Below are 13,788 nucleotides of genomic sequence, written 5' to 3' on the forward strand. Positions count from 1 at the left end.
TTCCTGCACCGTGCATTGGATAAACGATTTTATCACCAATTTGAAACAAATCATCCACCTCCATATGTGGTAACCACTTTTAATGATAACATAAGTTCGTAAAAATGTCAAATTTTATATAATACCATATTGAATACATTTGAGTCAATATGTAAAAGGTCTTTTTTTATGTATTTTTTTATGGTTTTATGTGAAATAAATATAGATAACTTTTTTAGAAAAATAGTACAGGGTGAAGAAGGGGCATATCCACTTATTTTTAAGCATAAAATGTAAAATCGCTAATACAATATACCTAAATCCGTTCTTTGCAAAGGAGGGAGAGAAGGTGGGGCACACAATAAAAATTGATATTACAAATAAAGTTGTAGCTAAATTTAGATCAAATTATTTGGAATTATATACGAGTAAATTTATGATAGGTAAGTTTTATGTCTATACTGAAGATAAACAATATGTGTTAGAAGACGGATATATATATGAAAATGGAAAGTTTTATCGCATCATAGATACGCACCGTGGCAATAATCAAGCGGCGGAGGGCTGCGATCTAGGATGGTGTTAACATGATTCGTGTGAAAGTGTTTGATGAAAGTCACGAAAAAGACTTAGAAGACGCTGTAAATGTGTTTTTGAAAAAGATTGATGATAGTCACTTTGTAGATATTAAGTACCAAGTTGGTGTTTCTATTAACGATGATGAAAACCAAATTTATTGTTTTTCAGCAATGATTGTTTATAAAGCATAAAAAAGAGCTGGGTGAGCCAGCTCTTTTTTATGCTTTATGTTGGGACAACATGGGTTGGTAATACGTTCATAATAGATTGGGGTGCGCCTAATTTCTTTGTCGTTAAAAGGTTTGCCTCTGTTTCATGATCTTGGGCATCTTTACACATACCAAGGTGATAACGATCACCTAAAAATGGATCAATATAAAAACCGTTTTTGAATACTTTATCATTCGGATGTTTTTCATGGTGAATGTCAGAACAGTTAATGCAATAGAACATAGCTTTCATCCCCTTTTTATTTTTGTTTAAAAAAGTGAGTCGGTAGTCATTTCGCTCCTAAGGAAATGTTGAGGAGAAGAGAAATAACTACCTACTCAAATGGTGGGCATATTCCTTCTGATTTTTTATATCTTGCGTATTGCCTCTTGAGGGAAGGAGGAGAGACGATGTACGCATGATATAAGTAAGGCACTTCTTTCAATATGAATGATGGAGTTTCATGTTGAGAGAAGTTTTTATTTTTTATTGCCTTTGTGAGTATATTATGAGGGAATGCTGAGAGGGTGTTTGTCCTGTTGAAAAAATGTTGAGAATTTCTCAACGGTAAAAAGAATTAGTGTTGACATGAAACTAAAAGGTGTTATATCATTCAAATACAACTAAAAGGTGTTATGTTTTAATGCCGGATAAAGGAGCTAAAAAAATGACTCAACAAAATACATTAAACGATATTAAACAAACAATCGTTTTTAACGCGTCTATTCAAAAAGTATGGAATGTAGTGTCAACTGCAGAAGGAATTGCATCATGGTTTATGCCGAATGATTTTGAATTAGAGGTAGGACATGAGTTTCATGTTCAATCACCATTTGGACCGTCACCATGTAAAGTGTTAGAAATTGATGAACCAAACCATTTAGCTTTCTCATGGGACACAGATGGCTGGGTTGTTTCATTCCATTTGAGAGACTTAGGAGAGAATAAAACAGAATTTACATTAATTCACGGCGGTTGGAAACATCCTGATGAAATTCTGCCGAAAGCGAATGCGAAGAGCTCTATTATTCGCGATAGAATGAATGGTGGCTGGGTAGCGATTGTAAATGAAAAACTGAAAAAGGTTGTTGAAGGATAAATGTCTTCGTCAGCAGCGAAATATGATGTATTTCAAGCAATTGCTGATCCGACCCGCCGAGAAGTGTTACGGTTATTAAGTGATAAAGAGTTACCAATTTCAAAAATAACGGATCATTTTCCGATGAGTCGTACGGCTGTTGTGAAGCATCTTCATATTCTTTCAGAAGCGAATTTAGTAAGTGGAAGAAAGAGTGGAAGAGAGAAGATATATTGTTTGCAGCCGGAGCCGTTAGAAGAATTAAAGCAGTGGCTCTCATATTATGAACGATTTTGGGATAATAAATTGTCCGTGCTTAAACATATTGTGGAGAATGAAGAATAAAAGAGGATGACCATTTGGGTCATCCTCTTTATTATTGCTCACTTGTTTGTGTAGCTGGTTTTAATAAGAGCCAAGCAATAATTAATGTAAATCCTGCTAATACGAAAGTACTCATATAAATAACGTGTACACTTGCTGCTAATGCAGATTGTGATTCAGTTGCTACGTTTGCTGTAGTTCCGCCGTGTCCGCCAGATACAAGATCAAGGTTTTTAATACCACGTGCGTGAATCATCGTATTGAAGATTGTACCGAATATTGCAGCACCTAACGTTTGACTAAATGTATTAATAAATGTGTTTAAACCAACGGCTGTTCCGCGTGTATGAGCTGGTACGGCTGCTTGAATTGTTACCATGTAAATAGGTGTCACAAGCCCCATGCCTAAGCCGAATAATCCGACTGCAACATAAATAAGGAACGATGGTGAATTTGTTGACAATGTAAATAATAAGAAGGTAGCAACTGATAAAATGCTAGCTCCAAGTAAAATAATTTGTTTCGTTTGTAATTTGCCAACTAAGTTACCGGAGAACATAGCACCGAACGTCCACATAACAGGAATTGGCATTAAAATGAGTCCAGCTTCTGTCGCATTTTTCCCTAATACACCTTGGCTCCAAATTGGAAGGTACATTGTAATACTAATAATCATCGCACCGGCAATAAGAGTTAATATGTTTATCGTAGATAATGTACGGTTAGAGAAAAGTGCTAGCGGAATTAATGGTTCCGGAGATTTTTTCTCGATGTATAAGAAAATAATGAATGACACAGCCGCAAAGATTAATAGACCGATGATTGTAATGTCTCCCCAGTTTTGCTTACTGCTACCTGTTAATAATGCGTATAGTAAAGCAATTGTACTTAATGAGAAGACTGTCGCACCAAGATAGTCGATATGCTGCTTGGCGGCAGACTTAACAGATTCCTTATAAGAAGTGGCAAACATTAAGCAAGCGATAATTCCGAAAGGAACGTTTAAGAAGAAAATATAGCGCCAAGAAAGAGAATCAACTAAAAAACCACCTACTAACGGCCCGACAACACCAGATACACCCCAAACGGCACTCATCCAGCCCTGTGCTTTCGCGCGGTCTTTCGCTTCGCTATATAAGTCTCCAATAATCGTCATTGTGATTGGCATAACAGCGCCAGCACCTATACCTTGAAGAGCACGGAAGAAGATTAATTGTTCCATCGATGTAACGACACCGCAAAGTGCAGAGCCGATTAAAAAGATTGTAGCTCCGATAAGTAGAACTTTTTTACGACCGAATAAATCAGCCAATTTTCCGTATATTGGAGTCGAAACCGCTGTGGCAAGCATATAAATTGCGTAAACCCAGCTAACAAGTTCGACGCCTGACAAATCACTCGTTATACGAGGGATTGCTGTACTAACAATCGTTCCTTCTACGGCAGAAAGAAACGTCATTAGCATTAAAGACACCATGACTTTTTTTCTCATATGTTTTCCCCTTACCCTTTTTTAAATATTCAACAATATAAAATATAAAGGTACTAAGGTATATAAAGCAACAAATAAGTAATGGGAAGTTAGGAGGAATGTATATTTGTCGCTTATTGTCGGTAAGTCGATATATTTGAGAAATCGCCGATATAAGTTGCAGAATCGCTGGTATTTTTGAAACATCGCTGATATAAGTCGTGGAATCGCTGATATATTTGCAGAATCGCCGATATAATTTCATGTACCTATTAAAAAAGAAACAGGAATCCTGTTTCTTTTTTAATATTGCATTTTCGCATTTTCTCCAGCTGTAGTTCCAGCAATTCTACCAGTAACGAGAGCGGATGTAATGTTATAACCGCCCGTATAACCGTGAATATCAAGAACTTCTCCGCAGAAATATAAGCCATTCGTGAATTTAGAAGACATTTCTTTCGGATTAATTTCTTTAACAGATACGCCTCCGCCAGTAACGAATGCTTTTTCAATTGACTGCGTACCATTTACATTCACAGTAAATTCTTTAAAGTCTTTCACAAGTGCACGAATCTTTTCATGAGAAACTTGTCCAGCTTGTTCGCTACCGTCAATTTCATTTTTTTCTAATAAGAATAGGAAGTAACGCTCGGGAACGTATCCTTTTAACACGTTTTTAATTCCTTTTTTCGGATCTTCTTTCATTTGTTTCAGCATGCGCTGGAATAGTTGTTCACTATTTTCTTCTGGTAATGCATCAATACTCATTTGTATTGTATTCGTTTTAAACTTTTTCAGTGCTTTCACGACGAATTGACTACAGCGAAGAGCAGCAGGACCAGATAGGCCGAAATGAGTGAAGAGCATGTCCATTTTGTGAGAAATGATAGCTTTTCCTTTCGGGTTTAATACGCTTAAGTTTATATCACGTAAAGCAAGACCTTGCAGTGAACGGTCTCGAATAAATGGTTCATTTGAAAGGATTGGTACTTCTGTTGGGAATAATTCTGTAATTGTATGACCACCTTTTTCAGCCCAAGCGTATCCGTCTCCAGTAGAACCAGTTTGAGGAACAGATTTTCCGCCAACAGCGATAACGACGTGATTCGTTTCTAACACTTCGCCTGTTTGTAATACAACTGCTTTCGTTTGACCATTTTCATATTCAATCGTTTCAACAGGTGTATTCGTACGGATTTTCACACCTAAGTCTTTTAATCGTGTTAAAAGTGCATCTACAACAGATTGCGCTTTGTTTGATACAGGGAACATACGGCCATGATCTTCTTCTTTCAATTTTACCCCGAGATTTTCGAAGAATGTAATAATATCTTCATTATTAAAAATAGAAAAAGCGCTGTATAAGAAGCGGCCATTTCCTGGTATATGTTTAACGATTTCATCAAGTGGTAGACGGTTTGTTACGTTACAACGACCACCACCAGAAATCGCAAGTTTGCGCCCTAGTTTATTTCCTTTATCAAGAAGTAAGACATTTGCGCCTTCTTCTGCAGCACCGATTGCAGCCATTAGCCCAGAAGGCCCGCCACCGATTACAATAACATCATAATGCATAATATATCGACCTCATTTTCTACATTTCCTGCCTAAAAGAATAGCATGTTTTCCCTTAAAAGAAAAATAGAGTGAAGTACTGCTTGAGGGGAGAATTGTGGTACAATACAAAAGTTAGAGTTCAGCGTTATATAGGAAGTAGGAGGATTTTCGTATGTCCGATTCAAAATTTCTGCGCGGAACGCTTATTGTGACGTTAGGGACATTTTTAGTAAAGTTCTTAGGCATGATTTACGTCTTTCCGTTTCATGCATTAGTAGGCACAGAAGGCGGAACGCTCTATACATATGGATATATTCCATATACGATATTTTTAAGTATTGCAACGGCAGGGGTGCCGCTTGCTGTTTCAAAGTTTGTTTCCAAATATAATGCACTTGGAGATTATAAAACGAGCCGAAGAATGTTCCGCTCGGGAATGGTTATGATGATAGTAACAGGAGTTCTTTCTTTCTTAGTACTGTACATGACCGCACCATTATTTGCAGAAGCAATGCTTGGTAAACAAAGTTTACAAAATAAGGTAGAAGAAGTTACGACGATTATTCGCCTCGTAAGTTTCGCACTTATTGTTGTACCGGCAGCAAGTTTGATTCGTGGTTATTTCCAAGGTCACCAATCGATGGGACCGACTACGGTGTCACAAATTATTGAACAAATTATTCGTATCGTCTTTTTACTAGCGGGTAGTTTCATCGTTATTAAAATACTTGGCGGTACAGTAGCAACAGCAGTCGGAGTTGCGACATTCGCTGCATTCGTTTCAGCAGTTGGAGCACTCGGCGTATTAATTTGGTACTGGTTAAAACGTAAAAAATATTTGGATCAATATTTAATTGAACAAACTGTACCAGAATCGACAGTAAGTACCGTTCAATTGTTTAAAGAGTTATTTGCGTATGCAATTCCTTACGTTGTAATTGGGTTAACAATTCCTTTATATCAACAAATTGATACATTGACATTTAACTCTATTATGCAGGCAATTGGTCAAGGTGATATCGCAGAGCGAGCGCTCGGTATTTTCACAATGTGGACGCATAAATTAATTATGATTCCAGTATCGCTTGCAACAGCGTTTAGTTTAACGCTTGTACCAGCGATTACAAAATCATTTACGGAAAAACAATATCGCTATTTAAAATTACAAATTACACAAACATTCCAGGCGAATATGTTTTTAACATTGCCAGCAGTTGTCGGTATTTCAACACTGGCTTATCCAATTTACACTGCGTTTTACGATTCAGATCCATTAGGTGGACAAGTGTTAATGTGGTATGCACCAGTTGCATTGTTATTTGCTTTATTTACGGTGACAGCCGCGATTCTGCAAGGGATTAATCAACAAAAACATGCGATTGTCGCACTTGTTATGGGTGTTATTTTGAAATTTGTATGTAACGTAATCTTTATTCGATATTTCGGTACAGTAGGAGCGATTTTAGCTACTGCAGTCGGTTTCTTAGCGTCCGTATGGTATACGAATAGACAAATCCAAAAACATGCACACTATTCATTTGGTGTTGTATATAAGAGAACATTCCAAATTGCAGTATTAACACTTGTAATGGTCGTGGCGGTAAAACTATCACAGTGGATTCTATCCTTCATGATTTCGCCAGATGGCCGTATTGGTGCTTTAATTACAGTTGCGATTTGTGCAGGTGTTGGTGGTCTTGTTTACGGTCTGTTAGCAATTCGCACAGGAGTACTTGAAAGAGTATTTGGCGGAGAAGCGTTAGAGAAAATCCAGCGTAAACTTGGCAGTAGATTCAAAATAAAGTTGAAATCAAAAGGGGCGTAAATACGTCCCCTTTTCTATGATAAATAAAGAAGGTGAAAAACGTGAGATTAGATAAATTATTAGCGAATATGGGATACGGAAGTAGAAAAGAAGTAAAGAAATTATTGAAAGACGGCGTTGTGAAGATTGATGGAACGCCGGTGAAAGATGCAAAGGTTCATGTAAATGTAGAAGAGCAAGAAGTTATGATTCACGGTGAAGTTGTAGAATATAAAGAGTTTGTTTATTTAATGCTGCATAAACCACAAGGTGTAATTTCAGCTACAGAAGATGATAATCACGAAACAGTAATAGATTTATTAGAACTAGAAGATGCAATCTTTGATCCGTTCCCAGTTGGACGACTTGATATCGATACGGAAGGTTTCTTATTGATAACAAATGACGGGAAGTTATCACATCAATTATTATCTCCGAAAAAGCATGTGCCGAAAAAATACTATGCACACGTTGCAGGAGTTGTAACGGAAGAGGATGTAAAAGAGTTTGCTAAAGGTGTTATTTTAGACGATGGTTATGAAACGAAACCAGGTGCACTTACAATATTAAAAAGCGATGATGTTTCTGAAATTGAGCTTGTGATTACAGAAGGAAAATTCCATCAAGTGAAGCGCATGTTTGAAGCAGTAGGGAAAAAGGTTGTTTACCTAAAGAGAACAGAGATGGGTCCGTTAGTATTAGATGAAGAACTAGAACTTGGAGAATACCGAGAGCTAACAGATGAAGAAGTAGAAATGTTAAAAACATATCAAGTAGATACTGAGAAGTAGTCCTGTTTTTAGGCGCAGAAAAGACCCCTTTCTAATGAGTTAGAAAGGGGTATGTATTTATTTACATACAATTATTTTTTCGTTATGAGGTCATTCTCACTTTCTTTCCTGTTGTTGTCCACTTACCGCGGCAAGGGCTATACACGAGTTCATTAAACTGCAACACATTTAGATCACGTTGTATCGTTCGCGGTGTGATCCCGAACTCATCTACAAGGTCTTTCGTCGTTACCGTTCCGTTTTCATTGATGTACATATAAATTGATTTAATGCGTGTTAGCATACGAGTAGTTGTAGGTTTCAAGAGAAAACCACTCCTCTACTAGTTTTTTTGACCCCATTCAGGAAAGAAGGTCGTTACTACCATTGTACTCTACATGATAAAATTCATGCTTTAATCTACTTAAATTTTACAAAAGTTTAACAAAATTTCATATAGAAAAATATTGGTAGTTGACATTGTATATATGATCAGTCAACTAACACATAAAATTCTACGTAAAACGCCAAATTCCTGCAAAAATTTTTGAAAAAATAAAAGAAAAACTAATGGGAAATATCTGAAATATTACAATTGTTCGGTATTTGACTTTCGTGTATGGCATAAGGGATTTCGGTTTGCTATGATGAAAGAGATAATATAGCGAAGGATGGATGCGTGATGTCAGCGATTAATTGGACAGAAGAAGTTGCAAAACGAAAAGATGATTTAATTCGTGATACACAACAATTTTTGCAAATTAAAAGTGTGTGGGAAGAAGAGTCGGCGAAAGAGGGCGCACCGTTCGGTGAAGGTGTAGAAAAAGCTTTATCTTTCATGTTACATAAAGGAGAATTAGAAGGTTTTTCTTCTAAAAATTTAGAAGGTTATGCAGGTCATCTTGAAATGGGACAAGGAGAAGAACTAGTAGGTATTCTTTGTCATGTTGATGTTGTACCAGAAGGAGATGGCTGGACGACTCCTGCATATAGTGCAGATATTCGCGAAGGAAAGATTTTTGCACGTGGTGCAATTGATGATAAAGGCCCAACGATGGCAGCTTATTATGCGATGAAAATTGTGAAAGAATTAGGGTTGCCTCTTTCAAAACGCGTTCGTATGATTTTAGGAACAGATGAAGAAAGTAACTGGAAATGTGTAGATCACTACTTTAAAAACGAAGAAATGCCAACAATCGGTTTTGCGCCAGACGCGGACTTTCCAATTATTAATGCAGAAAAAGGAATTTCTGATATACAAGTTGTGCAAAATGGTAGTGAAGAGAAAAAAGGTGTATATGAACTCGTTTCATTTGAGTCAGGCCGCCGTTTAAACATGGTTCCTGATTTTGCAAAAGCGGTTATTACAGGAGAAGATGTAAATGCACTTACAGTAGCATATGAAGAGTATTTACAAACGGCTAAAAAAATAGGGAACTCAACTATAGAAGGAAATACAGTGACGTTGCAAATAGAAGGAATTTCAGCACACGGATCTACTCCAGAAAAAGGAGAAAATGCAGGTTTACTATTAGCAAACTTCTTAACTACAGTTTCACTTGATGGAAAAGCAAATGCATTTGCGACATTTGCAGCAGAAACATTTACTGGTGATATTTTTGGTGAAAAAGCTACTATTGCTTATAAAGACGAAGTTAGCGGTCCGTTAACAGTGAATGTCGGTCGCCTTTCTTATACGAAAGAAAACGGTGGCAACTTAGGGTTAAACGTACGTTACCCAGTTACGACTAACTTTGAAGAAATGATTGCGAAGTTAAAAGAATACGTTAGTATTCATGGATTTGAAGTAGCGGATTATTCTAACTCTCGTCCGCATCACGTCGATAAAGACCACGTATTAATTCGTACGCTGCAGCGCGTGTATGAAGAACAAACAGGAGAAAAAGCAGAGCTATTAGCAATCGGCGGTGGTACTTACGCCCGTTCATTGAAAGCTGGCGTTGCATTTGGCCCGCTATTCCCTGGAAAAGAAGAACTTGCGCATCAAAAAGATGAGTACATTGAAATTGAAGACTTATTAAAAGCAACAGCAATTTACGCGCAAGCAATTCATGAATTAGCGAAATAAAGGATATATGAATAATGACCGCTCTCTACTTTAGAGGGCGGCTTCTTTTTAACTGAATGAGATAAGAAAGAAAAGCAACAATAAAAAGAAGGAGATGATATAAATGGAGCCGCATTATTTTGTCGCAATTACTTTACCAAATTATATAAAAGAAGTGCTCTCTAATTATAAAGAGGATATGGAGGAGGAATTACCATTTCGCTCGTGGGTACATAAGGAAGACTATCATATTACCCTTTCCTTTTTAGGAAGTGCGACAGAGGAACAATTAGAAGGAATAAAGAATGGATTACAAACACTTATAGAAAAAAAGGAACTACCTTTCACATTACAAGGATTTTCAACATTTGGCATGGAAGACAGGCCACGTATTTTTTGGGCGAAGGTAAGTGAGAATCATGAGTTGTTTCAGTTACAAAAGCAAGTGCATGCGATTTGTGAAGGGAATGGGTTTTCTTTAGAAACACGTCCGTATCATCCACATATTACTGTTGCTCGTAAATGGATGGGAGAAAGAAAGTTTCATTTGGAAAATATAAAAAAAGTGCCTGAAATATCATTTCAAGCGGATACAATTACTTTATACGAATCTCACGTGAAGGAAACACCGAAATATAAATCGATTGCTGAAATAAAACTACAAAAATAGAATGTATGAAAACGTTTTTTATACAGGTGAATATACTATAGAGAATAATGGAGTTACTGTATAGAGTCTTGCTAATAAGAAAAGCTTTATTATTTGCAGCTCGTATACTCACACAAAGGCCCGATTGGTGGGGGCTAATAATTAGCAGGGGATACCCTGAATTGATTAAAGATTCACTTTATTTTAATTTTGAGAATGATGGTGATTTTTTTATGTTGAAAGTAAAACGTCCATTTGATGCCTATTTAGATGAAATGAATAAAATTACAATTTTGCTCCCACATGCGTATGGAACAAGTCGGACATTTCGTTTGCAAGAAGGAAATAATGTGAAAGATTTACCGATTGCTCATACTATTGCGCTTCCAGATGCAACAAAGTATGAGTGCTTTATAGAAGAGTCACTAGATGTGGGGAAGTATTATACAGTACGAGATGAACGGAACGAAGAAACGGATTTACAAATAGGCGCTGTTATTCGAACGGCAATTTTCGATGAGAAGTATTATTACGAAGGCACAGATTTAGGTGCTGTATACAAAAAAGAAGCAACAACATTTAAAGTGTGGGCTCCAACTGCGAGGCTTGCAAAAGTAAGATTTTATAAAAGTGATAAAGAATATACCGATTATGACATGCATAGAGAAGAAAATGGTGTTTGGGTTCATGCATTACAAGGGGATCATGATGGGGCTCGATATACCTTCCTCGTCTGTATTAATTTAATATGGAATGAAGCGGTGGATCCATACACAAAGTCAACGACTGCAAATGGGAAATACGGTGTTGTTATCGATTTGGAAAAGACGAATGTAACGAGACGAGAGGAATTACCACCATTACAGTCAATGACAGATGCTATATTGTATGAACTGCATATTCGTGATGCGACTATTCACCCAAATAGTGGAGTGAATAAAAAAGGAACATATAGAGGGTTGATGGAAGAGAGGACGACGGGACGGAATGGGACGTTAACAGGATTGTCTCATATAAAAGATTTAGGTGTTACACATGTTGAATTATTACCGTTATCTTGTTTCGGTGGTGTAGATGAGGCAAATCCTTCCGGCGCATATAATTGGGGTTATAATCCATTATATTACAATACGCCAACGGGGTTTTATGCTACAAACCTTGCTGATCCGTATAACAGGATAGTAGAGTGTAAGCAATTGATTGAAACATTTCATGAGAACGGTATCCGAGTAGTTATAGATGTTGTATATAATCACGTTTATGAAAGAGAACTATCATCATTTGAAAAGCTTGTTCCAGGTTATTATTTTCGCCATGGCGAAGATGGTATGCCTTCTAATGGGACGGGAGTTGGAAATGATATAGCGTCTGAACGGAAAATGATGAGGAAATTCATTATAGAGTCTATTTTATATTGGCTGACGGAATACAATGTTGATGGATTCCGATTCGACTTAATGGGGATTTTAGATGTTGATACAATGAACATAATAGAAAAAGAAGTGCGAAACATAAAGCGAGACGCATTGTTATTAGGAGAAGGATGGGATTTACAAACACCGCTTCCTCTTGAGGAAAAAGCAACGTTAAATAATGCAAGAAAAATGCCACATATCGCGCAGTTTAATGATCAATTTCGTGATGGAATAAAAGGTAGCACATTTAATGTAACTAAACGTGGTTTTGCGTTTGGTGGGCATGTAGACTGTCAGCATTTACAGTATATAGCATCAGGTAGTCTTTTAAGTGTGAAAGAAACAGGATTATTTCTAGAACCGGTACAAAGTATTAACTATGTAGAATGTCATGACAACATGACGATGTGGGATAAACTAGTGCACAGTAATGAAGAACCGGAAGAAATTTTGAAAAAACGGCACCTTCTAGCAAGCGCAATAGTTATTCTTTCGCAAGGAATTCCTTTCTTACACGCAGGACAAGAGTTTTATCGTACGAAGAATGGAAATGAAAATAGTTATAATGCAAATGATGAAATAAATCGATTAGACTGGGATCAAAAAGAGAAAGAGATGGAGACAGTTAACTATATAAAAGGGTTAATTGCGATTCGCAAAGAGCACGGGGCATTCCGATTACAAAACGCAGATCTTATAAAAAAGCATATGACTTTTTTGCAAACATCTACAGAAGTACTTGCATACCACCTAGAGCATGTAGAATTGTTTGGGCCGTGGAAAGAAATTGTCGTTTTATTTAATAGCGGTTTGGAAGCTAAAACGGTGCAGCTTCCAAAAGAAGGAACGTGGCATGTGTTAGTAAACGAAAAGCAAGCGAAAATAGAGCCAATTTCTTCATTTAGAGGAAAGGAACTTCAATTGGCTCCCATTAGCACGTATATATTGACGATAATGTGACAAATCGCTACTTGACGATGAGAATGTAATAAATGTAGAATTGACAAAGGTGACGATTTTGATAAGTTGTCATTCTATGAGTGGTTTTGTAAAATAAAATAGAGAGTTTTTGGCTTATGCCAAGTTTTCTTTTCATTTACAGTAAAATATATATGAATCCACAACATGTGTAGAAATGTTGCGGTTTTTCTTTTCATAACTATAAAAGATAAGGATTTGTTAACGGGTAATGAATATGGAATGGTTGGAACAATTATTAGGAAAAGAGTGGAGTCTTGTACCGGCTGGTGGAGTAACGGGCGATGCATATATTGCGCAAAACGGACAACAGAAGTTATTTTTAAAGCGGAATACATCGCCCTTTTTAGCGGTATTGTCAGCAGAAGGAATTGTTCCAAAATTACTTTGGACAAGAAGGGTAACGAACGGTGATGTGATTTCTGCTCAAAAATGGCTTCCGGGACAGAAGCTAGAGCCAGAGGATATGAAACTAGAACGTGTTGCGAAACTTTTGAAGAAAATACACTCCTCTAAAGCGCTTGTGCAGATGATTCAAAGACTTGGGAAGCAGCCGCTTCACGCCCAAGAGTTATTACAACAATTGCAACTTGTTTTAAGGGGAGATATAAGGGTAGATGAAACAATTCAGCAAGGCCTTCAATATTTAACGGATTCATTAAAAAGTATTGAATATAATGAATTCGTTGTATGCCATTGTGATGTAAACCATAACAACTGGATATTGTCGGACGAAGATGAGTTGTTTTTAATTGATTGGGATGGAGCTGTCATTGCTGACCCAGCTCTAGACCTAGGTATGTTATTATACTGGTACATTCCGCGTTATGAATGGAGTGAGTGGCTCGGGTATTATGATATTGAAATGGATGAATCATTGCTTAGGCGTATGAGATGGTATGTAAT

15 protein-coding genes are annotated in these 13,788 nt (G+C 37.0%); 10 read left to right on the plus strand and 5 right to left on the minus strand.

Going from position 1 to position 13,788, the window contains the following annotated elements; all coding sequences use genetic code 11:
- Positions 1 to 64: CarD family transcriptional regulator (locus JDS92_RS27315; RefSeq protein ID WP_374191349.1), on the minus strand; the 64-nt coding region annotated here is incomplete at its 3' end.
- Positions 65 to 328: 264 nt separating this feature from the next.
- On the opposite strand from JDS92_RS27315, the gene JDS92_RS31125 reads away from it, so the two are divergent.
- Both JDS92_RS31125 and JDS92_RS27325 read left to right on the plus strand, forming a co-directional pair.
- Positions 329 to 565: a DUF2553 family protein gene (locus JDS92_RS31125; RefSeq protein ID WP_000510185.1), complete on the plus strand. Its 237-nt coding sequence runs from the start codon at positions 329 to 331 to the stop codon at positions 563 to 565.
- A gap of 1 nt (position 566) precedes the next feature.
- On the plus strand, positions 567 to 749 hold the full coding sequence (locus JDS92_RS27325; RefSeq protein ID WP_000621749.1) for a sporulation protein Cse60: 183 nt from the start codon (positions 567 to 569) through the stop codon (positions 747 to 749).
- Positions 750 to 783: 34 nt separating this feature from the next.
- On the opposite strand, the gene JDS92_RS27330 is transcribed toward JDS92_RS27325, so the two are convergent.
- Positions 784 to 1,011 carry a DUF3973 domain-containing protein gene (locus tag JDS92_RS27330; RefSeq protein ID WP_000498976.1) on the minus strand — a complete coding sequence of 76 codons (228 nt, stop codon included), beginning with the start codon at positions 1,009 to 1,011 and terminating at the stop codon, positions 784 to 786.
- Between the two features lie 424 nt (positions 1,012 to 1,435).
- Here JDS92_RS27330 and JDS92_RS27335 point away from each other — a divergent pair, with 424 nt between their 5' ends.
- Positions 1,436 to 1,867 (plus strand): SRPBCC family protein, encoded by a 432-nt coding sequence (locus tag JDS92_RS27335; RefSeq protein ID WP_199632840.1) that lies wholly within the window; start codon positions 1,436 to 1,438, stop codon positions 1,865 to 1,867.
- The gene (locus JDS92_RS27340) at positions 1,868 to 2,191 is read left to right on the plus strand and encodes an ArsR/SmtB family transcription factor (protein ID WP_000098843.1); all 324 of its coding nucleotides are present in this window, start codon (positions 1,868 to 1,870) and stop codon (positions 2,189 to 2,191) included.
- A gap of 31 nt (positions 2,192 to 2,222) precedes the next feature.
- On the opposite strand, the gene JDS92_RS27345 is transcribed toward JDS92_RS27340, so the two are convergent.
- Both JDS92_RS27345 and JDS92_RS27350 read right to left on the minus strand, forming a co-directional pair.
- On the minus strand, positions 2,223 to 3,662 hold the full coding sequence (locus JDS92_RS27345; RefSeq protein ID WP_097959491.1) for an MDR family MFS transporter: 1,440 nt from the start codon (positions 3,660 to 3,662) through the stop codon (positions 2,223 to 2,225).
- A 282-nt stretch (positions 3,663 to 3,944) separates the two neighbouring features.
- The gene (locus JDS92_RS27350) at positions 3,945 to 5,216 is read right to left on the minus strand and encodes a BaiN/RdsA family NAD(P)/FAD-dependent oxidoreductase (protein WP_000558865.1); all 1,272 of its coding nucleotides are present in this window, start codon (positions 5,214 to 5,216) and stop codon (positions 3,945 to 3,947) included.
- Positions 5,217 to 5,370: 154 nt separating this feature from the next.
- On the opposite strand from JDS92_RS27350, the gene JDS92_RS27355 reads away from it, so the two are divergent.
- Complete coding sequence (locus JDS92_RS27355) at positions 5,371 to 7,023, plus strand: putative polysaccharide biosynthesis protein (protein ID WP_001284037.1); 1,653 nt, start codon at positions 5,371 to 5,373, stop codon at positions 7,021 to 7,023.
- Positions 7,024 to 7,064: 41 nt separating this feature from the next.
- Positions 7,065 to 7,793: a pseudouridine synthase gene (locus tag JDS92_RS27360; RefSeq protein WP_001234943.1), complete on the plus strand. Its 729-nt coding sequence runs from the start codon at positions 7,065 to 7,067 to the stop codon at positions 7,791 to 7,793.
- Positions 7,794 to 7,875: 82 nt separating this feature from the next.
- Here the strand turns inward: JDS92_RS27360 and JDS92_RS27365 are convergent, their stop codons facing one another.
- Positions 7,876 to 8,097: a DeoR family transcriptional regulator gene (locus JDS92_RS27365; protein ID WP_000805512.1), complete on the minus strand. Its 222-nt coding sequence runs from the start codon at positions 8,095 to 8,097 to the stop codon at positions 7,876 to 7,878.
- A gap of 357 nt (positions 8,098 to 8,454) precedes the next feature.
- Here JDS92_RS27365 and pepV point away from each other — a divergent pair, with 357 nt between their 5' ends.
- The 4 genes from pepV to JDS92_RS27385 form a co-directional block, all read left to right on the plus strand.
- On the plus strand, positions 8,455 to 9,861 hold the full coding sequence (pepV, locus tag JDS92_RS27370) for a dipeptidase PepV (protein WP_098820850.1): 1,407 nt from the start codon (positions 8,455 to 8,457) through the stop codon (positions 9,859 to 9,861).
- 103 nt (positions 9,862 to 9,964) lie between these two features.
- Positions 9,965 to 10,510, plus strand: a complete 546-nt coding sequence (gene thpR / locus JDS92_RS27375) for an RNA 2',3'-cyclic phosphodiesterase (RefSeq protein ID WP_000433245.1) — start codon at positions 9,965 to 9,967, stop codon at positions 10,508 to 10,510.
- Between the two features lie 212 nt (positions 10,511 to 10,722).
- The gene (gene pulA / locus JDS92_RS27380; RefSeq protein ID WP_087970538.1) at positions 10,723 to 12,864 is read left to right on the plus strand and encodes a type I pullulanase; all 2,142 of its coding nucleotides are present in this window, start codon (positions 10,723 to 10,725) and stop codon (positions 12,862 to 12,864) included.
- A 229-nt stretch (positions 12,865 to 13,093) separates the two neighbouring features.
- On the plus strand, positions 13,094 to 13,788 hold a 695-nt coding region (locus JDS92_RS27385), incomplete at its 3' end, for a phosphotransferase family protein (RefSeq protein ID WP_199632841.1).

This window comes from Bacillus cereus group sp. N12, from assembly GCF_016483575.1.
GTDB lineage: Bacteria > Bacillota > Bacilli > Bacillales > Bacillaceae_G > Bacillus_A > Bacillus_A toyonensis.